The organism is Methylotenera sp. 1P/1, assembly GCF_000384355.1.
Classification (GTDB): Bacteria; Pseudomonadota; Gammaproteobacteria; order Burkholderiales; family Methylophilaceae; genus Methylophilus.
Window position 1 is genome coordinate 2622819 of the sequence record NZ_ARWC01000001.1, and the last position, 24418, is coordinate 2647236.

20 protein-coding genes and 1 riboswitch are annotated in these 24418 nt (G+C 46.7%); of the genes, 9 read left to right on the top strand and 11 right to left on the bottom strand.

Going from position 1 to position 24418, the window contains the following annotated elements; genetic code table 11:
- Position 1: 1 nt before the first annotated feature.
- A complete protein-coding gene (locus A3Q3_RS0112760) occupies positions 2–1009 on the top strand; it encodes an FAD:protein FMN transferase (RefSeq protein ID WP_026361926.1) in 1008 nt (335 codons plus the stop codon).
- A complete protein-coding gene (locus A3Q3_RS0112765; RefSeq protein WP_020183986.1) occupies positions 1006–2607 on the top strand; it encodes a sulfite reductase flavoprotein subunit alpha in 1602 nt (533 codons plus the stop codon). Before A3Q3_RS0112760 ends, A3Q3_RS0112765 begins: the two co-directional genes overlap by 4 nt.
- 36 nt (positions 2608–2643) lie before the next feature.
- On the opposite strand, the gene A3Q3_RS0112770 is transcribed toward A3Q3_RS0112765, so the two are convergent.
- Together A3Q3_RS0112770 and nadC are read right to left on the bottom strand one after the other, a co-directional pair.
- Complete coding sequence (locus A3Q3_RS0112770; protein ID WP_020183987.1) at positions 2644–4431, bottom strand: GspE/PulE family protein; 1788 nt, start codon at positions 4429–4431, stop codon at positions 2644–2646.
- Positions 4432–4479: 48 nt separating this feature from the next.
- Positions 4480–5355, bottom strand: a complete 876-nt coding sequence (nadC, locus tag A3Q3_RS0112775) for a carboxylating nicotinate-nucleotide diphosphorylase (protein WP_020183988.1) — start codon at positions 5353–5355, stop codon at positions 4480–4482.
- A 44-nt stretch (positions 5356–5399) separates the two neighbouring features.
- Between nadC and A3Q3_RS0112780 the strand changes: the two genes are divergently transcribed.
- Entirely contained in the window at positions 5400–6023 is a 624-nt protein-coding gene (locus tag A3Q3_RS0112780) for a glutathione S-transferase family protein (protein WP_020183989.1), read from the top strand.
- Between the two features lie 4 nt (positions 6024–6027).
- On the opposite strand, the gene A3Q3_RS0112785 is transcribed toward A3Q3_RS0112780, so the two are convergent.
- Together A3Q3_RS0112785 and A3Q3_RS0112790 are read right to left on the bottom strand one after the other, a co-directional pair.
- Positions 6028–6378, bottom strand: a complete 351-nt coding sequence (locus A3Q3_RS0112785; RefSeq protein ID WP_020183990.1) for a hypothetical protein — start codon at positions 6376–6378, stop codon at positions 6028–6030.
- 132 nt (positions 6379–6510) lie between these two features.
- Positions 6511–7422: a LysR family transcriptional regulator gene (locus tag A3Q3_RS0112790; protein WP_020183991.1), complete on the bottom strand. Its 912-nt coding sequence runs from the start codon at positions 7420–7422 to the stop codon at positions 6511–6513.
- Between the two features lie 116 nt (positions 7423–7538).
- Between A3Q3_RS0112790 and metE the strand changes: the two genes are divergently transcribed.
- The 3 genes from metE to A3Q3_RS0112805 all read left to right on the top strand — a co-directional run bounded on the left by metE (position 7539) and on the right by A3Q3_RS0112805 (position 14513).
- A complete protein-coding gene (gene metE, locus A3Q3_RS0112795) occupies positions 7539–9821 on the top strand; it encodes a 5-methyltetrahydropteroyltriglutamate--homocysteine S-methyltransferase (protein ID WP_020183992.1) in 2283 nt (760 codons plus the stop codon).
- Positions 9822–10019: 198 nt separating this feature from the next.
- Positions 10020–10243: riboswitch (cobalamin riboswitch) on the top strand.
- Positions 10244–10408: 165 nt separating this feature from the next.
- Positions 10409–13228, top strand: a complete 2820-nt coding sequence (locus A3Q3_RS0112800; RefSeq protein WP_020183993.1) for a ribonucleoside-diphosphate reductase subunit alpha — start codon at positions 10409–10411, stop codon at positions 13226–13228.
- 151 nt (positions 13229–13379) lie between these two features.
- A complete protein-coding gene (locus A3Q3_RS0112805) occupies positions 13380–14513 on the top strand; it encodes a ribonucleotide-diphosphate reductase subunit beta (protein WP_020183994.1) in 1134 nt (377 codons plus the stop codon).
- Positions 14514–14605: 92 nt separating this feature from the next.
- On the opposite strand, the gene mnmA is transcribed toward A3Q3_RS0112805, so the two are convergent.
- From mnmA to A3Q3_RS0112820, 3 genes are all read right to left on the bottom strand, one after another.
- Positions 14606–15700 carry a tRNA 2-thiouridine(34) synthase MnmA gene (mnmA, locus tag A3Q3_RS0112810; protein WP_020183995.1) on the bottom strand — a complete coding sequence of 365 codons (1095 nt, stop codon included), beginning with the start codon at positions 15698–15700 and terminating at the stop codon, positions 14606–14608.
- Complete coding sequence (locus A3Q3_RS0112815; RefSeq protein ID WP_033425165.1) at positions 15697–16128, bottom strand: NUDIX hydrolase; 432 nt, start codon at positions 16126–16128, stop codon at positions 15697–15699. The genes mnmA and A3Q3_RS0112815 overlap by 4 nt, the downstream gene beginning before the upstream one ends.
- 82 nt (positions 16129–16210) lie before the next feature.
- On the bottom strand, positions 16211–16846 hold the full coding sequence (locus A3Q3_RS0112820) for a YchE family NAAT transporter (RefSeq protein ID WP_020183997.1): 636 nt from the start codon (positions 16844–16846) through the stop codon (positions 16211–16213).
- Between the two features lie 88 nt (positions 16847–16934).
- Here A3Q3_RS0112820 and A3Q3_RS0112825 point away from each other — a divergent pair, with 88 nt between their 5' ends.
- Complete coding sequence (locus tag A3Q3_RS0112825) at positions 16935–17522, top strand: nucleoside triphosphate pyrophosphatase (protein ID WP_033424968.1); 588 nt, start codon at positions 16935–16937, stop codon at positions 17520–17522.
- Positions 17522–18985: a ribonuclease G gene (rng, locus tag A3Q3_RS0112830; protein WP_020183999.1), complete on the top strand. Its 1464-nt coding sequence runs from the start codon at positions 17522–17524 to the stop codon at positions 18983–18985. The genes A3Q3_RS0112825 and rng overlap by 1 nt, the downstream gene beginning before the upstream one ends.
- Before the next feature lie 47 nt (positions 18986–19032).
- Here rng and A3Q3_RS0112835 read toward each other — a convergent pair whose 3' ends face one another.
- The 4 genes from A3Q3_RS0112835 to A3Q3_RS0112850 form a co-directional block, all read right to left on the bottom strand.
- Positions 19033–21027, bottom strand: coding sequence for a dynamin family protein (locus tag A3Q3_RS0112835; RefSeq protein ID WP_020184000.1), 1995 nt, complete (start codon positions 21025–21027; stop codon positions 19033–19035).
- 83 nt (positions 21028–21110) lie between these two features.
- Positions 21111–21686: a YggT family protein gene (locus tag A3Q3_RS0112840; RefSeq protein WP_020184001.1), complete on the bottom strand. Its 576-nt coding sequence runs from the start codon at positions 21684–21686 to the stop codon at positions 21111–21113.
- A gap of 2 nt (positions 21687–21688) precedes the next feature.
- Positions 21689–22516, bottom strand: a complete 828-nt coding sequence (gene proC, locus A3Q3_RS0112845) for a pyrroline-5-carboxylate reductase (protein ID WP_020184002.1) — start codon at positions 22514–22516, stop codon at positions 21689–21691.
- 36 nt (positions 22517–22552) lie between these two features.
- A complete protein-coding gene (locus tag A3Q3_RS0112850; protein WP_020184003.1) occupies positions 22553–23275 on the bottom strand; it encodes a YggS family pyridoxal phosphate-dependent enzyme in 723 nt (240 codons plus the stop codon).
- Positions 23276–23354: 79 nt separating this feature from the next.
- Between A3Q3_RS0112850 and A3Q3_RS0112855 the strand changes: the two genes are divergently transcribed.
- On the top strand, positions 23355–24398 hold the full coding sequence (locus tag A3Q3_RS0112855; protein ID WP_025223890.1) for a type IV pilus twitching motility protein PilT: 1044 nt from the start codon (positions 23355–23357) through the stop codon (positions 24396–24398).
- The last annotated feature ends 20 nt before the right edge of the window (positions 24399–24418 follow it).

The window sequence follows — 24418 nt, forward strand, 5'->3', positions numbered from 1 at the left end:
GATGCGTCGTGTATTAATACCACAAAACCTGCAATCACTACCCTCTAAACTCCCTACGGGAGCGTTGCACACACTCAGCGGACAGTCTATGGGTACTACATGGACTGTCCGCTACATCCATCCTGATCAATCATCACAAACAGTTGTTCAAACATTGATACAGCGTGAGCTTGATTTGGTGGTGGCGCAAATGAGTACGTGGCAAGCAGACTCTAACCTGAGTCTGTTTAATTCTGCAGGTGCCAATACTTGGCATACGTTGCCCAGCGCTTTTTTTCAAGTGCTGGATTGTGCATTAACAATAGCAGCAGATACCGACGGCGCATTTGACCCCACCATTGGTGCAGTGGTGAACTTATGGGGATTTGGTCCAAATGGTCAGCGCATATCTCCGCCCAGTAAATCTGAGGTGGAAGCAGTGCATGCCTATACAGGTTGGCAAAAGTTACAACTAGACCAGTCAGGGATGCGTGTATTGCAACCGGGAAATCTGTATGTGGATTTTTCGGGTATTGCAAAAGGCTATAGTGTCGATTTAATCGCCCAAGCACTAGAGGCTGCGGGTATCGAGAATTATTTGATTGAAGTCGGCGGAGAGCTATCTGGTGCTGGTATCAAACCAGATGGGCAGCCATGGTGGGTTGCACTTGAGATGTCACCATCCGCATCAGGGATCTCGGAGTCCATTGTTGCGTTACATGGGTTGGCAGTAGCCACCTCTGGTGACTATCGACGATATTTCGATTACCAAGGTCAGCATTACGCCCATACCATAGACCCTAGAACAGGTTTCCCAATCAATCGCACATCGAATGCATTGGTGTCTGTTTCGGTACTGCATGCGCAGTGCATGATTGCGGATGCACTAGCAACAGCTTTTACCGTGATGGGTACGCAAGCTGCGTTAAGTTATGCCGAGCAACATGATGTGGCTGTGCTATTGATGGAACAAACACCAGAAGGAGATAAAGAATACTTATCTCCTCAATTGATGGCGATGCTGGAATGAAATTTGTAATGAAACATGCGTTGGTTGGACTCACTTTTTTTCTGCCTAGCTTAGCCTACGCAGCAAATATTCGTATGGCGCATCTTCTGAATGCGGCAGCTGTCGTTACGCTTTATCTACTGTTTTGTGGATGGATTATCTGGCGATATAGAAAGACAGCAACGCAAACGCGGCCAAGCAAAAATCCAGTGAACGCAAATTTAGGTGACGAGAGTAGCGTTCTGGTCGCCTATGCCAGCCAAACTGGCAATGCTGAGCAGCTTGCTCAAAAAACTGCAGAGTCACTCAAATTGGCAGGGTTGGCTGTTGAAATACACGCGCTTTCAGCAATCAACACAGATATGCTCAAACGCTTCACGCGTGCATTGTTTGTAGTCAGTACCACGGGCGAAGGTGACGCACCAGACAATGCTGTCGAGTTTATACATAAAGTGATGCTAGAAGATACGCGTCTTACGCATCTTGCCTACGCTATTTTAGCGCTAGGGGATACCAGCTATACCCACTTCTGCGGCTTTGGGCACACGCTGGATACTTGGTTGCAACATACGCATGCTAATCCTATATTCGATATGGTCGAGGTAGACAAAAGCGATGACGGGGCATTAAGACATTGGCAATACCAACTCAGTGTGCTGGCAAAGGACACGGAAATGGCTGACTGGAAAACGCCGGAATACCAACACTGGCAGTTAACTGAGCGTACATTGCTGAATGCAGGCAGTGCAGGCGCCCCCGTCTACCATTTAAGACTTTCTACGCAGCAAGACATGCATTGGCAAGCCGGTGATATTGCAGAAGTTGGGCCACGAAACGCACAGAAATCTATCGATACATTTCTTAAACGCCTTGGTTTAGATGGCGCGATAAGTGTGGGCGATGGGAGTATGACTTTTAATGAAGCATTACAAAACAAATTGCTGCCGCATGATGCTGCTGATTTTGACGGGTTAGTCAGTTTAGATGCCGAAGCAGTCTTGCTGAGGTTAACAACATTACCGCACCGTGAGTATTCGATTGCATCGATACCGCAAGATAACAGCCTGGAACTTGTGATTCGCCAAACCCATTACGCTGATGGCCGATTAGGTATTGGCTCCGGCTGGCTAACAGAATATGCAGCTTTGAATAGTGATATTGCCGTGCGCATACGCGAGAATGCAGCTTTTCATCCGCCAGCAAATGACATTCCATTGATTTTAATTGGAAATGGTACCGGGATTGCAGGATTAAGAGCGCATCTAAAGTGGCGTGCCCACACAGGGCAGCGTAATAGTTGGCTGATTTTTGGTGAGCGTAATGCCAAGCACGACGCTTACTTTAAAGACGAATTAGAGCGCTGGCGTGAACAAGGGGTATTAGCCAGGGTGGAAACGGCCTTTTCACGCGACCAAGGTGAGCGTGTCTATGTGCAGGATGTATTGAGGATGGTAGGGCCTGACGTGTTGCAGTGGGTAAACGAGGGTGCTGCTATTTACGTGTGCGGTAGCGCCAGTGGTATGGCACCAGCCGTGCATGGGGTGCTGCTTGAATTATTGGGTGAGGCGAGATTATCTACATTGATTGCGGCTGGACGCTATCGCCGCGATGTGTATTAGGCTTTTATCTTTTTTACCAACGAGTTAATTTATTCATTATTGCTCAATCGGCGGCGCAACTTTCAGCACTTCTTCTACCGTCGTTAAACCAGCGGCAATTTTTTCCGCACCATTCAGCAGCAAAGGTTGCATGCCTTCTTGGTAGGCAAGGTTTCTCAGTACGGCCAAATCGGTATCTGGCGTGATGAGTTTTCTAATTTTGTTAGAAAACGTCAACATTTCATAAATGCCACTACGCCCGCGGTAACCTGTATTGCGGCATTCTAAGCATCCTACTGCTTTCATGGCTGTGGTTGGTTTATTGGCCCTGAATGGATAAGTGACTGATTTCCACTCATCATCGGTCAGCTCTGTAGGTACTTTACAAGCTTGGCACAGGGTACGCACCAAGCGTTGCCCCATAATACCTAAAATGCTGGAATGAATTAGATAAGACGGCACACCCAAATCCAGCAAACGGGTGACGGCAGAAGGCGCATCATTGGTATGCAAAGTGGAGAGCACCAAGTGTCCCGTCAGCGCAGCTTGTATCGCCATGTCCGCAGTTGCTTGGTCGCGAATCTCACCCACCATGATAATGTCCGGGTCTTGCCGCATCAGTGTGCGGATACCTTCGGCAAAGCCCAAGCCTATGTTTTGCGTGACCTGCATTTGATTAAACGCAGGCTCAATCATCTCAATCGGGTCTTCTACCGTGCTGACATTGACCTCGGGGGTGGCGAGCTGTTTGAGTGTGGAATATAGCGTGGTGGTTTTGCCTGAACCAGTTGGCCCTGTCACCAAAATAATGCCGTTGGGTGCTTTGGTCCATTGTGCCCAAAGCTCAGCTTGTTTTTTGGAGAAGCCAAGCTGTAAAAAGTCCTGCACAATCACATCCGGCGTAAATACCCGCATCACCAATTTTTCACCAAATGCCGTGGGCATGGTGGAAAGCCGTAACTCAATTTCGGTGCCATCGCCGCTCAGTGTCTTGATGCGACCATCTTGCGGGCGCCGTTTTTCTACCATGTCCATCCGCCCCAGCAGCTTAATGCGGCTGGTAATCGCGTTCATGATGTTGCTGGGCAGTTGGTAGACTTGATGCAACACACCATCAATACGGAAACGCATGGTGCCAACATTGCGGCGAGGCTCTAAATGAATGTCACTGGCACGTTGTTCAAACGCATATTTAAGCAACCAGTCTACAATGTTGACCACATGTTGCTCGTTGGCATCTAAGTTTTTATCTTTACCCAGCTCAATGAGTTGCTCAAAGTTTTGTACGCCAACAATTTGGCCAGCCTTGGCAAGGTTCGCTTGATTGATAGAGGTGGCAAGATTGTAAATTTCCGGCAAGTAGCGATTGATTTCCAACGGGTTCGCCATCACCAGTTTGATTTTTAAATTGAGCACACGCTCTAAATCAGCAATCCACTCCACATGGAAAGGATCTGCCGTGGCAATAGTCGCAGTATCGCCTTTGACAGAAATCGGCATGATTTTTAGGCGTTCTGCATACGCCTTAGACATGACTTGTGCGGCAGAGGAGAAATCTAACTTGAGCGGGTCAATATGGTAAAAATCTACTTTGGCGTGATGCGCTATAAAGTGACTTAATTGCTCTACCGAGAGTGACTTATGTGGCGGCTTGAGATCTTTCCATTTTTGCTCTGCAATCACCACAATCGGGTGCAGATTAGAGCTGTCTTTTTTTCTGTCTTTGTACAGCTTTTCCGCTTGTACTTTATCAATATGGCCATCATTAACCAGCATGCGCAACACTTCACCCAGATTGAGTCTACTGGAGATTTTTGGGGCATGTGAACGAGTAACTGTGTTCATAGTGAGTCGTAAAAAATATTCATTCTATTATGAACGAAAAAGTGCAATTTAGTGCATTTTAATACGCATACTTAGGTCTACTGCGCGGATATGTTTGGTTAAACTACCAATCGAAATTCTATCTACGCCAGTTTCTGCAATCGTGCGTATTGTGGCCAAGCTCACATTGCCAGAAGCTTCCAACACAGCACGTTGTTGGTTAAGCTGCACTGCTACGCGCATTTGCTCCAAGGTAAAATTATCCAGCAGAATATTTTTTGCGCCAGCATGCAATGCCTCTTCTAGCTGCGTTAAATTTTCTACTTCTATTTGGGTGCTCACGCCGGGGTGGAAACTAAACGCACTATGTAATGCGGCACTAATGCTGCCCGCCGTAGCAATATGGTTTTCTTTAATCAAAATGCCATCGTACAAAGCCAAGCGTTGATTCAGTCCGCCGCCAACGGTCACTGCATATTTTTGCGCCAAGCGTAATCCGGGAATAGTTTTGCGCGTGTCCAGTACTGCGGTGGATAAGCCTTGAATTTCATCCACGTATTGCCGCGTAGCCGTCGCTGTGGCACTCAGCGTTTGCAGAAAATTCAGCGCAGTACGTTCAGCAGTGAGCAGTGCGCGTGCTTGTCCTGAAATTTCGCATAACAGTTGATTAGGAGGCACCGTTTCGCCTTCTTTAACATGCCACACAATCTTGGCTTGCGGGTCTAGCTGATGAAAGCAGGCATTCAACCAATCTTGCCCGCACACGACAGCTGACTCTCTAGCAATAATGGAGGCTTGTGCTTGTTGATGCTCAGGAATGAGCGATGCGGTTAAGTCTCCTGTGCCGATGTCTTCTTGCAGCGCTAGCGTGACTTGTGCATGCACTAATTGTAAAAATTCTGGTGAATACGGGGGAAACTGTTGTGTAAAAAGCGGTGTCGTCATAATTCTATTATAATGGGCATTCTTTACATTTATTCATCACTTTTATGCAACTTCTTTATACCGTCAATAGCCCGTATGCACGTAAAGTGCGTATCGTTGCGCTCGAAAAACATGTGGATATTGCGTTGAACGAGGTGGTGCTGTCTGATCCGGATTGCCCAGTGCGTCAGCATAACCCGTTGGGTAAAGTGCCGGTGCTGGTGTTGGATGATGGTGAGGCTTTGTACGACTCACGCGTGATTGTGGAATATCTGGATCACCGCACACCCTTGGCACAACTCATCCCGCACGATCATCTTGCCAAAATCAAAGTGCGCCGCTGGGAAGCGCTGGCTGATGGTGTGTGTGATGCAGCGGTAGCAGTTGTGATGGAACAGCGCAAGCCAGAGGTGCAACAATCGCAGACGCAAATCGATAAGCAAATGAGTAAAGTGATGCAAGGGCTTGCCGTGCTAGATGCGGATTTGTTAAAAAAGAAATGGTGCGTGAACGAAACGTTTAGCTTAGCGGATATCGCGTTGGGCTGTAGCTTGGCTTACTTTGATTTGCGCTTTAAGCAATTGCGCTGGGAAGGGAAAACCTGGCAAGATAAATTCCCTAACTTAGCCAAACACTACAATGTGTTGATTAAGCGCCCCAGTTTTAAACAAACTATGCCAACGCCGTAATGGCTTAAAAGTGCATAGGCAAGGGCAGCGTCATCTCGTCCTCGTCTTCCACAATCATAGACAGCCGATTTTTTGAGCGCATGGATTGACGGTCATTCAAGCGTTTTTGCGCAGCAGATGGGAAATCAGTAAATTGTATGAGATTGCGCTCAATCAAAATCTCAATCAAATCCTCTAGTACGCGGGCAAGTTGAATATCACTTTCGCGGAACGCCGCATGCTGTTTGAGTTCTGCCTCAATAAACGCAATATAGTCCGGATGTTTGTTTTCCAGAAATTGCCAATTTGTCTCCACCTGAACAGTGCTACTGGCGGCAATGATATTGCCTTGATCATTTCTTAATACGTAAGCCATAGGTTATCCATCGTCAATTAGCGCGAAATACATTATGCAACATGCTTTGATTGTATTTACGGCATAGCGAACACAATACTTTAATTAAAAGTACTATCGCATCTTAACTTCAATTTAACCTGATGGCTTGGATTATATGAGTTGAATCGCATCCAGTTGAGTTAGGCAGGTATTTCTGATAATTTCATTTAAATCAATCACATATTGCTTGGTAATGGTTTCTTGTGACGCAATCAGATATAAGTTTGACCACAAACCTTGCTTGCCGATGGACTTGGCCATCACATAGTCATGATCCACGTAACTACGAATGCCCCAGTTGGGCAGCGCAGCCACTCCGCGCCGACTGGCAACCAGTTGCATAATCGCGATGGTTAATTCTGCAGTGCGGCGGTGATACTGAATATCGGCAGGTGCTAGTACTTGCTGAATCACGTCTATTCTAGTATCGGCTACCGGATAGGTAATCAGCGTTTCGCCTTCAAAATCTTTGGCCTCTAACTTGGTTTTTTTGGCAAGCCGATGGTCATTTGGCAACACTGCCATGATTTCAAATTTGAATAAAGGCAGGTAAGGTAAGTGCGTATTCTTTTGCGGTAAACCGCCAATCACAATATCGGCTTTGCCTTCATCAATGAGTTGCCAAGGGTCACTGTGAAAACCGGCCACTAGATCAATTTCCACCTCGGGCCAAGCGCGTCTAAAGTTGTCCATCACTGGGGTGAGCCAATCAAAGCAAGTGTGGCATTCCAGCACAATCCGCAGTTCTCCAGACTGATTGCTTTTTAAGCGCACCAAATCGCGCTCTGCTTTTTCAATGGCGGGCAATAGCTCATGCGCCAACGCCAGTAAACGTTCGCCGGCCTTGGTAAACGTTAAGCCCTGCGGCATGCGTTTGAACAGCACAATATCGTAATGCTGTTCTAACGCTTTGATTTGATGCGACAGCGCAGACTGCGTTAAAAACACACGTTGAGCGGCCAAGCCAAGTTTGTTGGTTTCCGCAATGGCTTTGAGCGATTTTAGGTGGCGAATTTCTAGCATTTGAGTAGTTTAAATATCAGGTATGAATTAAATTCAAATTTACCATAAAAACTTTCGCTTTATTAATAAAGTTGTGTCATCAACAATAACGCTTTTTCAAAAGCGAAGGGCAGCACATGGCACAAACACATATTTTAGGGTACCCGCGTGTGGGTGAACAACGTGAGCTTAAGTTTGCGTTAGAGTCGTTCTGGCGTGGTGAAACGACTGCATCGGATTTACAAAACACAGCAGCACAATTGCGTGCCAACCATTGGCAAAAACAGCAGGCAGCAGAGCTCACGTATATCAGTAGCAATGATTTTTCTTTATACGACCATGTGCTAGACCACGCTGTGTTGTTTGGTGCAACGCCTAAGCGCTTTGCCAAGCCACCGTTTGGTGAAAAAAATGCACCGCCGGAGACTGCATATTTTGCATTAGCGCGTGGCAATATTGAGCAACCCGCCATGGAAATGACCAAGTGGTTTGATACCAACTATCATTACATCGTACCTGAGCTGAATGCGGAAACACAGTTTTCGGTAAATGCACATGACTTCTTAACCCAACTAGACGAAGCGCAAAAGTTAAATGCCAACGTAAAGCCTGTGTTGTTGGGGCCGGTCAGCTTTTTGTATTTAAGCAAAGCTAAAGGCATCCATGCGCTGGATTTGTTAGATGGGCTAGCCCAGCAATACGCGCATTTGCTGCAAGAGCTACACATTAGAAAGATTGAGTGGGTGCAAATTGACGAGCCCATTTTTGCGCTGGATTTAGATGATCAATGGTTAAAAGCGTTTCAGCGTGCTTATGCTTGGTTAAGAACGCAGCGCCCTAAACTATTGCTAACGACTTACTTTGCCAACATCACGCGCTACCAAAGTGTGATTACTGATTTACCAGTGGATGGTTTGCATATTGATGCAGTGCGTGCGCCAGAACAATTACTGCCATGGGTGAACGCATTGCCTGCCTACTGGGTGCTTTCTGTCGGGGTGATTGATGGCCGCAATATTTGGCGTAACGATTTGGACAAAACGCTCGCGCTCTTGGCAGTGCCCGCCGAGCGTTTAAAAGAACGTCTGTGGATCGCACCAAGCTGCTCACTGTTGCACACACCAGTCACACTTAGACATGAGCAGCAGTTAGACAAGGAGCTTAAGTCTTGGTTAGCATTTGCCGATGAAAAGTTAGATGAGCTTCATATTTTGGCGCAGGCGATTAATCAAGGGGATGCCCCAGTGGCTGAGGCACTTGCACAATCACGGCAGGCGATTGCTAGCCGCAAAGCATCTACCCGCGTGCATGATCAAACGGTGCAAGCTAGGATTGCCAACATTGATACTGTCAATGAAAACCGCGCCAGTACGTTTACAACGCGCCAAGCTATGCAAAAAACACGCTTGCAATTGCCGCTACTGCCTACCACTACCATTGGTTCTTTCCCGCAGACTGCAGATATCCGTGCCGCCCGTGCAGCTTTTAAAAAAGGCACGCTGCCACAAACGCATTATCACGCCAAAATGCTGGAGCACATTGAGTATGCGGTTCGTCAGCAGGAAGCACTGGAGCTGGATGTGCTGGTACACGGCGAAGCCGAGCGTAACGATATGGTGGAGTATTTTGGTGAGCAATTGGCAGGGTATGCCTTTACTCAGTATGGTTGGGTGCAGAGCTATGGCTCACGTTGCGTAAAACCGCCAGTGATTTATGGCGATGTGTATCGACCAACCCCCATGACCGTGGAATATGCGCGTTATGCACAATCGCTCTCAGCCAAACCGGTGAAGGGCATGTTGACTGGTCCGGTGACGATGTTGCAGTGGTCGTTTGTACGTGACGATCAGCCACGTTATTTGACTGCACTGCAATTAGCGCTAGCCATCCGCGATGAAGTGGCCGATTTACAACAAGCGGGGATTGCCATTATTCAAATTGATGAGCCAGCGTTGCGTGAAGGCTTGCCGCTACAAAAAGCCGCGTGGGAGCATTACTTAAATTGGGCAGTGCGTGCATTTAAGTTATCTGCCAGTGTGGCAGAAGATACGACACAGATTCACACACACATGTGCTACGCAGAGTTTAATGATATTTTGCCAGCTATTGCGGCCATGGATGCGGATGTGATTACCATTGAAACTTCACGCTCAGCAATGGAGCTATTAGATGGCTTTGGCGCATTTGCCTACCCGAATGAGATTGGCCCTGGTGTGTATGATATTCACTCGCCACGCGTGCCTACGGTAGCCTCAATGGAAAAGCTGATGCAGCGTGCGTTGGAAGTGATTCCAGCCGATCGTTTATGGATCAACCCGGATTGCGGCCTGAAAACGCGTGGGTGGCCAGAAACGATGGAGGCGTTAGCACACATGGTGCAGGTTGCAAAAAATCTGCGGACTTCTTTGACAACTGCTTAGTCCAATTGAGTGAAATCTAGCGCATAAGGTCGTGTGCGTTAGGCCACATAAAAACCTCATGGAGACATGAGGTTTTTTTAATTTTAAATTAATTTAAAGCTAATTTAAAACTTGAATAAAATCAAAGCGATAATCAATTTTAGATAAATATATTCAATATATTGTGTTTTTTGTATTGATAAACCACATTATATTGGGTTACATTAACGTCACTACGGTTTTCAACTTTTTATCAAACGTTGAAATAAAAGGGAATTCGGTACGGGTTAACATGTAATGTCTAACCTCAAGCCAAAGCTGCCCCCGCAACTGTAATTAGCGAGTTGTTTTGATTAGCTGCCACTGCATTGTTTGATGTGGGAAGGCCTAAAAACAATGAAGACCTAAGAGCCAGGAGACCTGCCGTCAGTATTTTCACCTTGATTGCGTGAATATTTTTGATAACGTTTGAGGCGGGGTGTCCTCGGCAGATAGAGTGTTGCACTTTGCACAAACACTCTGCCAGCTGGTCTTTTTTGAAGCTTACTGTTTAAACAAAATGTGAGCACATCAAAGGCATACCTGCCCCTTTTTTAAGGGAGCTATCCATGGATGATGTAAGAACATCAACAGTAGAAACATCACAATCTGGCCAACATCCGACTTTACAAGTCATCCGCCGTAATGGCGCAGTGGTGGCCTACCAACTCGACAAAATTGCCATTGCCATTACCAAAGCGTTTTTAGCGGTAGAGGGCAATCAAAGTGTGGCTTCGCAACGTGTGCGTGATCAAGTGGCTACACTCAGCCAATTGGTAAATACCGCATTGTTGCGCCGTATGCCAGCAGGTGGGGCAGTGCATATCGAAGATATTCAAGACCAAGTAGAGCTGGCCTTGATGCGCAATGGTAACCACGATGTCGCACGCGCTTATGTGCTGTATCGCGAAAAGCGCAATGCCGAACGTGCTGCCGAGAAAGCCAATGCCCCAGAGCAACAAGCGCATCACATCAATATCAATATCGACGGCAAGCTTAAACCGCTCAATATGACCATGCTAAATAACATGGTGGAAGAGGCGTGTGTGGGTTTGGGCAGCACAGTGAAACCGAGCGTGGTGGTTGAGCAAGCCGTACGCGATTTATACGATGGCATTGGGTTTAACGAGGTGCGTAAAGCGCTGATTCTTTCTGCACGTAGCCTGATTGAAACTGAGCCTGCCTATAACTATGTGACCGCGCGCCTGCAGTTGGATTTGGTGCGTGCGGAAGTGCTAGGTGGTGCGGTATCGCATACCGAAATGGCCACTGCTTACGCTGCTTATTTTCCACGCTATATCAAGATTGGTATTGAAGCCGATTTACTAGACCCGCGTTTAGGCCAGTTTGATCTGGAAAAACTAGGTGCAGAATTAACACATGACCGTGATTTTCAATTTGGTTACTTAGGTTTGCAAACCTTGTACGACCGCTATTTCTTACATGTTGAAGAGCGCCGTATTGAATTGCCACAGATTTTCTTTATGCGTGTGGCCATGGGCTTGGCCATTAATGAAATTGATCGCGAAGAACGCGCGATTGAGTTTTACCACTTGCTCTCCAGTTTTGACTTTATGAGCTCGACACCTACGCTATTTAACAGCGGTACATTGCACTCACAATTATCTTCCTGCTATTTGACGACGGTGAGCGATGACTTAGAAGGCATCTACCAAGGCATTAAAGAAAACGCCTTGCTACAAAAATATGCGGGTGGTTTGGGTAACGATTGGACGCCAGTACGTGCACTAGGTGCGCGCATTAAGGGCACCAATGGCAAGAGCCAAGGTGTGATTCCATTCTTAAAAGTCGTGAACGATACCGCAGTCGCTGTCAATCAAGGCGGCAAGCGCAAGGGTGCAGTGTGCGGTTACTTGGAAACTTGGCATCTGGACATTGAAGAGTTTCTAGATTTACGCAAAAACACTGGGGATGACCGTCGTCGTACGCACGACATGAATACCGCGCATTGGATTCCGGATTTGTTCATGCAACGCGTGACTGAAAATGGCGAATGGACATTGTTCTCACCTTCTGATGTGCCTGATTTGCATGATCTATACGGCAAAAAGTTTGCTGCGGCTTACACCGAATATGAGCGTAAAGCCGATAACGGTGAAATCAAATTATTCAAGCGCGTGCCGGCCTTGCAAATGTGGCGCAAGATGCTGTCGATGTTGTTTGAAACAGGCCATCCTTGGATCACATTTAAAGACCCATGCAATATTCGCTCACCACAGCAACACGTGGGCGTAGTGCATAGCTCCAATCTTTGTACCGAAATCACACTTAACACATCGGATACGGAAATTGCCGTGTGTAACTTGGGTTCGGTCAATCTATTGCAACATCTCACGCAAGAGGGTGATGCGCTGATTATTGACCAAGCCAAATTGGCTGCGACCACTAAAGTAGCGATGCGCATGTTAGACAACGTGGTGGATATTAACTTCTACGCCGTAGGCAAAGCGCGCAATTCTAACTATCGTCATCGCCCGGTGGGCATGGGCATTATGGGTTTCCAAAATGCACTGCATGCCATGCGTATTCCTTATGCATCACAAGCGGCAGTAGAGTTTGCGGATCGCACCATGGAAGCCGTGTGTTATCACGCCTATTGGGCATCGACCGAGTTGGCAGAAGAGCGTGGCGCATACTCCAGCTTTAAAGGCAGCTTGTGGGATCAAGGTATTTTGCCATTCGACACGCTTGATTTACTGACGACAGAACGTGGTGGCCATGTAGAAGTCGACCGTTCAATCACATTAGATTGGGCTGCATTACGTAGCCGTATTGCTGCAGTCGGTATGCGTAACTCCAATTGCGTGGCCATTGCACCGACAGCGACGATTTCTAACATTGTTGGCGTGTCTGCCAGCATTGAGCCGGAATATCAAAACTTGTACGTAAAATCCAACTTGTCTGGCGAGTTCACGATTGTGAATGAGCAATTGGTGAATGACCTCAAGGCCCGCGGTTTATGGGATGAAGTCATGGTGTCGGACTTGAAATATTACGATGGCTCCTTGGCTAAAATCGAACGTGTACCTGCAGATTTAAAAGCACTGTATGCCACAGCGTTTGATGTAGACCCGAGCTGGTTAGTAGAAGCTGCCGCGCGCCGCCAAAAATGGATAGACCAAGCACAATCGCTGAACCTGTACTTTGCTGTGCCATCAGGCAAAAAATTAAATGATATTTACATGTTAGCGTGGTTGCGTGGCTTAAAAACCACTTACTACTTGCGCTCAATGGGGGCAACGGCTGCAGAGAAATCGACCGGTACCGGTGGCGAACTCAATGCGGTATCTGCAGGTGCGATGAGTGAACCAGAGCTGGCGCCTAAAATGTGCAGTATTGACAATCCAGAATGCGAATCATGCCAATAGAAAAATAAAACTTCGTCGCGATACGGCGTTGTGATCAAAATTTTTTCGCTTACATACTGAATGTATGCCGCGCTCATAATTTTCTCTCACGCCTAGTCTCGCTTAGCACTTTTAATTTTCTAGCAAAGTTAAATTAAGAATAGGAAAAAACATGCTTTCATTTGATGAAGATATTGTACAAGAAGCAGCAACACCCAACTTGACTGTGGTAGAGCGTAAACCAGCGCCGCCAGCACCCAGCTTGGCAGCCAATCAACCTGCATTCACAGGCCGTGTGAATGCTAATGACAAACGTATGATTAACGGTCAAACCGATGTGAATCAATTGGTGCCGTTTAAATACCACTGGGCTTGGGATAAATACTTGGCGGGTTGCGCTAACCATTGGATGCCGCAAGAGGTCAGCATGAGCCGCGACATTGCACAATGGAAAGACAGCACCGCGCTGACTGAAGATGAGCGCTTAATCGTTAAACGTAATTTAGGGTTTTTTACGACAGCAGACTCACTGGCGGCCAACAATATTGTGTTGGGTACATACCGTCATATTACTGCGCCAGAATGCCGCCAATATTTGCTGCGTCAAGGATTTGAAGAGGCCATCCACACGCATGCTTACCAGTATATTGTGGAAAGCTTGGGGCTGGATGAGTCAGAAGTGTTTAATGCTTACCAAGAAGTGGCGAGCATTAAGGCCAAAGATGATTTCCTGATTCCGTTCATCAATACACTGACGGACCCAGCGTTTAAAACCGGTACGCCAGAAGCCGACCAACAACTACTGCGCTCACTGATTGTGTTTGCCTGCATCATGGAAGGCTTGTTCTTTTATGTAGGCTTTGTGCAGATTCTAGCGTTAGGTCGCCAGAATAAAATGCAGGGCGCGGCCGAGCAGTATCAATACATTTTGCGCGATGAATCCATGCACTGCAATTTTGGTATCGATGTCATCAATACCATTAAGCTGGAAAATCCACATTTGTGGACCGCCGAATTCCGTGATGAAATTCGTAGTTTGATTCAACATGGCGTAGAGCTGGAATATCAATATGCGGAAGCGACCATGCCGCGTGGTGTCTTGGGTTTAAATGCTACTATGTTCAAAGAATATCTGCGTTTTATTGCCAACCGTCGTTGTCAGCAGATTGGTCTGGATGCGTTGTACCCAGGCGCTACCAATCCATTTCCATGGATGAGTGAAATGATTGACCTGAAAAAAGAGAAAAACTTTTTTGAAACACGTGTGACCGAATATCAAACCGGTGGCGCGTTAAGCTGGGATTAGTAGTCTTAGGTCTTAGCATTTGCAATGTCAAAAGGGTGGCTTAGCCACCCTTTTTGGTGATATCAATGATTGGTTTAGCCTATTGGCCTAACTTATAGCGCCCCAGTAATGATGCCGCCGCCCAAACATACATTGCTCTCATACACCACAGCGGACTGGCCGGGTGTAACCGCCCATTGCTTTTGACCAAAACGGATATCCACCTCTTGGGTATCTACAGCATCTATTTCACAGGGGGCATCGGGCTGGCGGTAGCGTGTTTTTGCTGCGTACACCCAGTTGGTCTTGGGTTCTTCACCGCTAATCCAATGTAACTGCCCAGCTTTGAGGCCGTCACTTTGCAATAACGGATGGTCGTGACCTTGCACCACAATCAGCTCGTTTTTGGCCATGTCTTTAGCCGCTACAAACCAAGGCTCGCCATTGCTTTCACGGCTACCACCGATTTTTAGCCCTTGACGTTGCCCCAGCGTGTAATACATCAAGCCTTCATGTTGGCCGACCAGCTTGCCTCCCGGTGTTTTCATATCGCCCGGTTGGCGCGGCAAATAGCGTTGCAAAAACTCTTGGAAAGGGCGCTCACCAATAAAACAAATGCCAGTGGAGTCTTTCTTTTCTGCGTTGGCTAAGCCTGCTTCGCGTGCCATCTCTCGTACTTCGCGCTTAAGATAGCTACCCAGCGGGAATAACGTTTTTGACAGTTGCGCCTGATTCAAGCGGTGTAGAAAATAGCTTTGATCTTTGCTGCCATCATCTGCTTTGAGCAATTGGTACTGACCAGCTTGTAATGGATTTTCACGCACTTTGGCATAGTGACCAGTGGCGATTAAATCTGCCCCCATGCCCATGGCATGGTCTAAAAACGCTTTGAACTTGATTTCTGCGTTACACAGAATATCCGGGTTCGGCGTTCTGCCAGCCTGATACTCTTCTAGAAAATTGGCGAACACGCGGTCTTTGTACTCTTTGCTAAAGTTGACGGCTTCAATCTCAATGCCAAGCCTATCCGCGACAGACACAGCATCAATCAAATCTTGCTTGGATGAGCAGTACTCATCATTGTCATCGTCTTCCCAGTTTTTCATGAATAAACCGGTGACTTGATAGCCTTGTTGTTTGAGCAGCATGGCGGTGACGGAGGAATCTACACCGCCGGATAAACCAACAATGACATGCGGAGTTTTCATAATGCTTGACCTAAATGGGTGAGTAAGGCTAACGGATAACGTTTGCCTGCTAAATAATCTTCTACACACAGCAACACTTGCGGGCTACGCATCAGTGCAGTGTCTTTTGCAATTTCATCTTGGCTTTTCCAAACTGTGCCGATGATACCGTCATCCAACGTGCGCTCAGGGTAATGTGCACCCAACTTACCAGCAAAGGCGAAGCGCAAATAAGTAATCCCATTCAGCGGGTGTTGCCAATGGTAAATACCCACTAAGTATTCGGGCGTGAAGTCATACGCAGTTTCTTCAAGCGTCTCGCGAATCGCGGCATCAATAATTGTTTCATGTTCTTCCAAGTGCCCCGCAGGCTGGTTGAAACGATTGCCTCTGTCAGTGGTTTCTTCGACGAGTAAGAATTTCCCGTCTTGCTCGATGATGGCTGCCACCGTGACATTGGGTTTCCATTGGGCAGATTTGATAGGTTTGTTCACGCAGTACGTCTTTGAAAATAATATTGGTATTTTACCGTTAACTGGCTAATTGCGGAAATAAGCCAATCAATCCGTGCGCAATAAACTCTACCGCCATTGCAGCCAAAATCAGCCCCATCAGACGTGTGATGATATTAATGCCAATGGTACCCAGCCGCTGTGTGATGGCGTCTGCCAACTGCAAGACTAGCCAGATGACGCCAGCAATCACGGCGACAGGAATCACTAATGCGAGATGCCCGGTAAAGCTAGGGTGTTGCTGCGCACTTAAAATCATATGGGAGATAGCCCCGGGGCCAGCCAATAATGGAATGCTGAGCGGCACGATGGCAATGACATCACGTTCGGCCAAGCTTTGTGCTTCTTCCGGCGTTTGTCGCGTACCGCCTTGCTTGCCATGCATCATCGAAATGGAAATGAGTAAAATGAGAATACCGCCGCCTACCTGAAACGAGGGGATGCTGATGCCGAAGAAATCCAGAATGCCATCGCCAATAAATGCTGAGAGGCTTAATACAATGAATACTGAAAGTGCCACGGTACGCGCTGTACGCGCACGGTCGGTTTTTTGCCAGCCTTCGGTAGCGCTGATAAAAATTGGCAGGCTGCCAATCGGGTTCACAATCGCAAATAAGGCGATGGTGATTTTCACTAAATAACTATAATCATCCATAGACATCACTTCACTGGTTTACAATGTGTCAATCACATTGACGTGCCCATCATAGTCAATCTATCACACAGACACTAGTATTTTATTTATGCATATTATCCTCGCTTCACGCAGCCCTAGGCGTATTGAATTATTAAAACAGATTGATGTCACTTGTACCGTCATGCCGGCAGATATTGATGAATCGGTCAGGCTAAATGAAGCAGCAGCGGATTATGTATTAAGGCTTGCTGTCGAGAAAGCAGAAGCGATCCGAGCCAGTGTTGATCAGTCAAACCAATTGTTTATCTTGGCCGCAGATACGACTGTGGCGCTGGCAGGTGAGATTCTGGGTAAACCCGGAAACGATGCGGATGCTATGCGTATGTTAAAAAAACTCTCCGGGACAACGCACCAAGTGCATACAGCGATTGCCGTTTGTGGTTACAATCGCACACTAAGGCTGCTCAATACAACACAGGTTGAGATGATGCCGCTGACCGACGCCATGCTAGAGGCTTATATCCAAGCAGGGGAGCACCGAGATAAAGCCGGTAGTTATGGCATTCAAGGGCTGGCAGGCGCTTGGATTCAACGCATTGATGGCAGTTATTCGGGTGTGATGGGGCTACCCCTATACGAAACAGCGCAACTGCTTCACCAAATGAATGAATACTTAATAATTGAAAGATCATAGTGGCGCAAGAAATCTTAATTAATGTTACACCGCAAGAAACGCGTGTGGCGATTCTCGAACAAGGCATCGTGCAAGAGTTGCATATCGAGCGTAGCTCTTCGTTGGGGATCGTCGGCAATATCTATCGTGGCACAGTGGTGCGTGTGCTGCCCGGCATGCAATCTGCATTTATCGAGATCGGCTTACAGCGCGCAGCTTTCCTTCATGTAGCGGACATCATGGAATGCCATATTGAAGATGGCGACATAAAAATTGAAAAGCCGATTCAAGAGGTATTGCACGAAGGTCAGTCCGTGATTGTGCAAGTCATTAAAGAGCCTATCGGTACCAAGGGCGCGCGATTGACCACCGAAATCAGTATTGCCGGCCGCTTTTTGGTGTTTCTGCCATACCAAAATCATATTGGCGTCTCACAACGTATTGAGATTGAAGAAGAACGTGAATTTTTGCGCAATCGTTTGCTCGGACTATTACCAGAACAGCGGGCGGGCGGCTATATCATTCGCACCATGTCAGAAACCGCAACAGATGAAGAGTTGCTGGCTGACATTGAGTATTTGCACAAAGTTTGGCAAAAAATTCAGGTGGAAAGTAAGCAGGCCAGCGAACGCTCTTTAATTTTTTATGACCTAAGCCTGCCTAAACGTATTTTGCGTGATGTGGTATGTGCGGAAACTTCTACTATTCGCGTGGATTCACGTGAGATGTATGAGCGCCTAAAAGAGTTTGCCGAGTTGTATGTGGCCAGAGCATTAAAGCCTTTGTTTCATTACAAAGGCGAGCGTGCGCTGTTTGATTTTTATGATATCGAAAAAGAAATCGAAAAAGCACTGGCACGCAAAGTGGAATTGAAATCTGGTGGTTATTTGATTTTTGATCAAACGGAAGCCCTCACCACTGTGGATGTGAATACGGGTAGCTTTGTCAGTGGCAAAAACCTTTCAGACACCATCTTTAAAACCAATTTAGAAGCAGCGCAATGTATTGCGCGCCAGCTACGGCTACGCAATTTGGGCGGCATTATCATTGTTGATTTCATCGACATGGATGAAGACAGTCAGCGTGAAACCGTGTTGGATGAGCTGAAAAAGGCGATTGCTACAGATCGAGCGCGCATTAACGTGAATGGCTTTACGCCGCTGGGCTTGGTGGAACTCACACGCAAACGTACGCGTGAGAGTTTGGCGCATTTATTGTGTGAAGCTTGCGAGGTGTGTCAGGGCCGCGGTGAGTTGAAAACAGCGCAAACTATCTGCTATGAAATCATGCGCGAATTACTGCGTGAATCGAAGCAGTTTGACGCCAAAGAATTTAAGATACTGGCGTCTGCCGAAGTGATTAATATGCTGATGGATGAGGAGTCACAAAGTCTGGCCAACCTGTCAGACTTTATTCAAAAACCAGTTTCATTGCAGATTGAAACGCAGTGCGCGCGGGAAGAGTTCGATATTATTTGGATTTAACTTGGCCAGCTGCTTGCGCAGCGGCCTTAGTGAGATAGCGCTTTACATTACATCAAGGGTAAACCTTCAAAGTTCAGCGCTTTCATTTGGTTTTCTTTTTCCAGTTTTTCTTGCTTGATTTTAGAGGCCTGCAAAATGGCTTTCATCAGTTGTAATAACGCATCGTCCAGTAATTTGCATTGACTGGCGATATGTTTATATTCTTCGCTGACTTGCACAATCTGTTTGTTGAGCGCTTCAGAACTGGATTTTGCCTCTACTAGGCCTTTGATGCGTTGATCTAGCGCTTCTTTGTGCGTTTCAATCTGAATCTTCAATGTGACAATGACATTGTTGATCCAGCGCTCAGTGTCATCATGCGCATTTTGGAAAGCGCCTTGTGCTTCTGCCCCCAAACTCAAGAAAAAGCGTCGAATGAGAAAGCGTTTTTCTGTCAGCACGTTAATCGGATCGGCACAAAAATCATGGGTAATTTTTTCTAAAGACTGCATTTTCTCCAGAAAGCTTGTCATGTTCAGTTCAGGTGGCGCGGAAATATCAAAGCCATGCTGCGTGCGGAATAGATCGTATATATGTTGTGTTAAACGACGAATGCTATTGCTTTCAGTGGTCACGTGAATCGCCAAATCATTGGCTTGCTTTATTAACTTACGTATGCTTTGATTCAAACGTACTGTCGTCCAGCTGTCATGCATTTCCTTGCGGCTTTCTGCAATCGAGTTGTCTAAATAAGTCAGGCTAAGGTGGCGCAGCAGTTTTTTGCCGATGCGGTTGATCTTTTCTTCGGCCTCTTTAAACACGGGTAGTGACGCTTGATAACGCTGTTGGTCTTGCTGTGCTTTGGCCACCAAGTCATTAAATACGGTTTGGTGCTGCCCCAATAAGCCTTTTAATTCATCGAAACGAACACGAGAGTGATTGAGCTTTACCTGCATGAGCTTGCGTGACTCTTTCACCATCACGCTGCATTCGGTAGCAATCGTGTTGCCAATAATTTCTTGTTTAGAGCTGGTGAGTTGATTGGAAAGCTCGGTTTCCAATACCTGAATATTGCTACGCTTGAGTAGCACTGGATCTTTTTTGATTTTGGCCAGCAGGCCTTTTTGTGCAGAAATCGTAAAGATTTGATTCTTGGGAATCATTAAATCGCGCGCAGTTTGCTCCACTTGGCGGTTGATCTCTTTAGCAATCTCGAAGTCTGATTTCAGGTCATCCCATAACGTATCAATCTTATTCAGCACCACCAATTTATATTTGGCTTGGTCTCGAATATATTCATTCCAGATTTGCATATCGGAATGCGTCACACCGGTATCGGTAGCTGTGAGGAACAATACCGCATGCGCGCCAGGAATGACTTTGTGGGTCAGTTCTGGTTCTGTCCCCAGCGCGTTAAGACCAGGTGTGTCAATCACCACTAAGCCGTTTTTCAGCAGCTCATGTGGGTAGTTGATAATGGCATGGCGCCATACCGGCACTTCAATATGGGTGCGGTTTTGTAGCGCATTGTTAGGATCTTTGGGGCTCCATAGGCCAAGTTTAATCGCCTCTTCAATGCTGACTTCTTTTCTATCAATCAGCTGGCGCAGCGTTTTGCGCATTTGTTCAGGGAAGTCAGTTTCTAAGCGGAATTTTTTCCAAAGCTTTGGCAGCGTTTTAAGATAGGTAATGGAGTCGTCTGACAAGCGGGTTTCGATAGGTAGTAATTTAATGCAGGGCTCTTCATCTTCATCCCATAACAACTCTGTCGGACACATGGTGGTGCGGCCAGCTTCGCTAGGCAGTAAGCGTTGGTCATGGTCAGCAAAAAACAGCGCATTCACAGTTTCTGTTTTGCCACGAGAAAACTCTGCCACTAGTGCCAAGGTCAGACGATCTTTTCTCAGCATGTCGGCAAAATCGGTGAGGCGCAACTCTTGCAACGAGTTACTGCTGTCACTTCTCACTAACCAATCGCGGTAGCCGATAATCGTATCTGCCAACGTATTACGCCATAGATGATAGGCGGCGATTTTTTCTTGTAATGTTGTTTCTTGTGTCATGCGCAGTGAGTGTCTCTACATTTAAAAAGTCTGAAACCACGTGGCTATCAGCGCCATTAAATCATGAACATGGGCAGTTTTCATTAAAAAACTGCATTTAGTGACTGCTGAGCATAGCTTATGAAGGCAATGTTCACCATTTGCAACAAGATCATCGCCACCAGTGCCGAGAAGTCAATGCCATTCACGGGTGGAATCCATCTACGCAGCGGGGTGAGTATGGGGCGGGTGAGTGCACTTAATACGCCAGAGATAGGGGTGTTTGGGTTCACCCAGCTTAACAACGCTTCAATCAGTATGGCGTAGAAAAATAAATCTAAACTCATGCGAATAATGGCCAACCCTGCGACTAGCAAGACATTTAGCCAGATGGCGCCCCCTGCCACGGCAAATGGAAAACCACGCAGGCTGAGTAAAATGAATTGCAGAATTATTTGCACAAGTAGTGCCAACACCAGCGTAGAGAGGTCTATTTTTTTGTAGCTGGGAATCCAGCGTCTTGCTGGCTTGACGATGAAATCGCTGAGTGCAATGGTCATTTGCGCTAAAGGGTTTTGAAACGGCGCTTTTAACCATTGCATAAAAAAGCGTAGCAATAGTACAAAGGTGAGGATATTCAGTATGGTGCTGATTAAAAAGCTAAATGCGGTATAGAGCATGTTTATGATTTTCCCAATTCATCGCCCATGATTTTAGCGCGTTTCTCTGCTTGTTGGGCGGCTAGAAAAATCGCGTCTTTGACTTTAGAGGTTTCCAAGCTCAGCAAGCCTTGCTCGGTAGTGCCGCCTTTGGAGGTGACTTGCGCGCGTAAGGTCTCTACCGGCGTTGTGCTGGTGGCCGCAAGCTGGCTGGCACCTTGAAAAGTGGCAATACTCAATAGTTTAGCTTGTGCTTCGCTTAGGCCGAGTTTGATGGCGGCATCTTGCAAGGCTTCAATCAGGTAAAACACGTAGGCTGGTCCGCTGCCAGAAATCGCCGTGACGGCATCTAGTTCGGCTTCTTGATTCAACCATACCGTGGCACCTACGGCATCTAAAATGCGTGTGGCCTGCTGTTGCTGTAATGCCGTCACTTGTGGTGTTGCATAAACGCCGGTCACTCCGGCTTGAATTTGCGCTGGTGTATTCGGCATCGCGCGGACAATCATCGTATAGTCACCAAGCCAGCGACTTAAATCAGCAATGCGAATACCCGCTGCAATCGAAATCACCAGTTGTTGTTTGAGCAGCGGCGCCAGTGATTGCGCCAGAGCTTTTAACTGTTGCGGCTTCACGGCCAAAATAATCACATCGTTTTGGGCAATCTCGCTTAATTGATCGGTAGTGTTGACTTGATACGATGTGGTCAGCTGTATGCGCTTGTCAGCATCTAGCTCGACGACTTGTATGTGTTGGCTATCAAACTGTTGATGTTTTAAACCAATAATCATGGCGGTGGCCATATTGCCGCCGCCGATAAATCCTAGTTTGAAATGTGTGTTTGCTTGCATGCGATTGCACTTTCTCTGTATTGTTAACGCTCTGTGTTATTGATGCTCTGTCAGTGAATTTGTTGTGTTTGTCTGATGATAAACCCTTGCGCCAAACAGAGCAGAGCCAATGCGTACTATGGTAGCACCTTCTGCAATGGCGGCTTCAAAGTCATCGGACATGCCTATGGATAACGTATCTAGCGCGAACCCTTGTTGTTGCAATGCAAGGTAGGCTTGATGCACTTGTTTAAATTGTGCACGTTGCTGCGTAATGTCTTTTGTCGGTGCGGGAATCGACATCAGGCCACGTAGCCGGAGTGCTGGCAGTCCGCGAATCACTTCGGCTAAGACAGCGATATCACTCAGCCCAGCGCCACTTTTGCTGGACTCTTCACTGCTATTGATTTGAATGCAAACGTTTAATGGCGGTAATTGTGAGCCGCGCGCATTGGCTAAGCGTTCTGCAATTTTAATACGGTCTACAGAATGCACCCATGCAAAGTGTTGGGCGATGGCTTGTGTTTTATTGCTTTGAATCGGACCAATAAAATGCCATTCAATAGCGCAGTCCTGCAGTTGCGCCTGTTTATCGATGGCTTCTTGTAGATAATTTTCACCAAAAATGGTTTGACCGGCTTCATACGCAATGCGTATTTTTTCTACGGATTGCGCCTTACTGACCGCACATAATTGTACTGTGTCATTACGTCCAACTTGTGCTTTGGCTTGGGCAATTCTTGCATGAATCGCTTGCAAACTGTCGTAAAAAGTGTTCATAATTCAAACATCTTAAAGATTAAACTTTGTGTAAAGTCTTAAGATAAAATTTAATTATAAAATAATGCTGGAGCTGATAGTGGATATTTCTGATTTACTCGCGTTTGCCGTCAAAAATAAAGCGTCCGATTTACATCTATCAGCAGGGTTGCCACCCATGATTCGTGTGCATGGTGATGTGCGCAAAATTAATGTGCCCGCCATGGACCACACCCAAGTGCATGACATGGTATACGACATCATGAACGACGGTCAGCGCAAAGTGTATGAAGAAACGCTGGAGTGCGACTTCTCATTTGAAATTCCCAATTTAGCGCGTTTCCGTGTCAATGCGTTTAATCAAAACCGTGGTTCTGGTGCGGTATTTCGTACCATTCCTTCCAAAATCCTCACCCTAGAGCAATTGAATGCGCCGGCGATTTTTAAAGAAATTGCCAATACACCACGTGGCATTGTGCTGGTAACGGGGCCAACTGGTTCTGGTAAGTCCACCACATTGGCGGCGATGGTCGATTATATTAACGAAAATGAAATGGGGCATATTCTCACGGTGGAAGACCCGATTGAGTTTGTGCATACCTCTAAAAAATGTTTGATTAACCAGCGTGAAGTAGGCCCGCATACTTTATCTTTCCAAAACGCCTTGCGTTCTGCATTGCGTGAAGACCCGGATGTGATTCTGGTGGGTGAGATGCGTGACTTGGAAACCATCCGTTTAGCCTTGAGCGCTGCGGAAACCGGCCACTTGGTATTCGGTACCTTGCATACCAGTTCAGCTGCCAAAACGGTGGATAGGATTGTGGACGTGTTCCCAGCAGCAGAAAAAGAAATGGTGCGCTCCATGTTATCTGAATCTTTACGTGCCGTGATTTCACAAACCTTGTGTAAAACCAAGGATGAGCAAGGGCGTGTGGCGGCACATGAAATTATGATTGGTACGCCAGCGATTCGTAATTTGATTCGTGAAAATAAAGTGGCACAAATGTATTCAGCCATTCAAACAGGCCAAAATATTGGGATGCAAACGTTAGATCAGAACTTACAGGACTTGGTGCGCAGAAACATCATTAGTGCAGCAGAAGCGCGTGGAAAAGCGTCCAATCGCGATTCGATTGTTGGCTAGTTTTGTACATCATATTTAAC

Excerpts from the sequence above, each read along its gene's own strand:
- A3Q3_RS0112760 (WP_026361926.1), top strand. The coding sequence starts at position 2 with ATGCGTCGTGTATTAATACCACAAAACCTGCAATCACTACCCTCTAAA.
- A3Q3_RS0112765 (WP_020183986.1), top strand. The coding sequence starts at position 1,006 with ATGAAATTTGTAATGAAACATGCGTTGGTTGGACTCACTTTTTTTCTG.
- A3Q3_RS0112770 (WP_020183987.1), bottom strand. The coding sequence starts at position 4,431 with ATGAACACAGTTACTCGTTCACATGCCCCAAAAATCTCCAGTAGACTC.
- nadC (WP_020183988.1), bottom strand. The coding sequence starts at position 5,355 with ATGACGACACCGCTTTTTACACAACAGTTTCCCCCGTATTCACCAGAA.
- A3Q3_RS0112780 (WP_020183989.1), top strand. The coding sequence starts at position 5,400 with ATGCAACTTCTTTATACCGTCAATAGCCCGTATGCACGTAAAGTGCGT.
- A3Q3_RS0112785 (WP_020183990.1), bottom strand. The coding sequence starts at position 6,378 with ATGGCTTACGTATTAAGAAATGATCAAGGCAATATCATTGCCGCCAGT.
- A3Q3_RS0112790 (WP_020183991.1), bottom strand. The coding sequence starts at position 7,422 with ATGCTAGAAATTCGCCACCTAAAATCGCTCAAAGCCATTGCGGAAACC.
- metE (WP_020183992.1), top strand. The coding sequence starts at position 7,539 with ATGGCACAAACACATATTTTAGGGTACCCGCGTGTGGGTGAACAACGT.
- A3Q3_RS0112800 (WP_020183993.1), top strand. The coding sequence starts at position 10,409 with ATGGATGATGTAAGAACATCAACAGTAGAAACATCACAATCTGGCCAA.
- A3Q3_RS0112805 (WP_020183994.1), top strand. The coding sequence starts at position 13,380 with ATGCTTTCATTTGATGAAGATATTGTACAAGAAGCAGCAACACCCAAC.
- mnmA (WP_020183995.1), bottom strand. The coding sequence starts at position 15,700 with ATGAAAACTCCGCATGTCATTGTTGGTTTATCCGGCGGTGTAGATTCC.
- A3Q3_RS0112820 (WP_020183997.1), bottom strand. The coding sequence starts at position 16,846 with ATGGATGATTATAGTTATTTAGTGAAAATCACCATCGCCTTATTTGCG.
- A3Q3_RS0112825 (WP_033424968.1), top strand. The coding sequence starts at position 16,935 with ATGCATATTATCCTCGCTTCACGCAGCCCTAGGCGTATTGAATTATTA.
- A3Q3_RS0112835 (WP_020184000.1), bottom strand. The coding sequence starts at position 21,027 with ATGACACAAGAAACAACATTACAAGAAAAAATCGCCGCCTATCATCTA.
- A3Q3_RS0112840 (WP_020184001.1), bottom strand. The coding sequence starts at position 21,686 with ATGCTCTATACCGCATTTAGCTTTTTAATCAGCACCATACTGAATATC.
- proC (WP_020184002.1), bottom strand. The coding sequence starts at position 22,516 with ATGCAAGCAAACACACATTTCAAACTAGGATTTATCGGCGGCGGCAAT.
- A3Q3_RS0112850 (WP_020184003.1), bottom strand. The coding sequence starts at position 23,275 with ATGAACACTTTTTACGACAGTTTGCAAGCGATTCATGCAAGAATTGCC.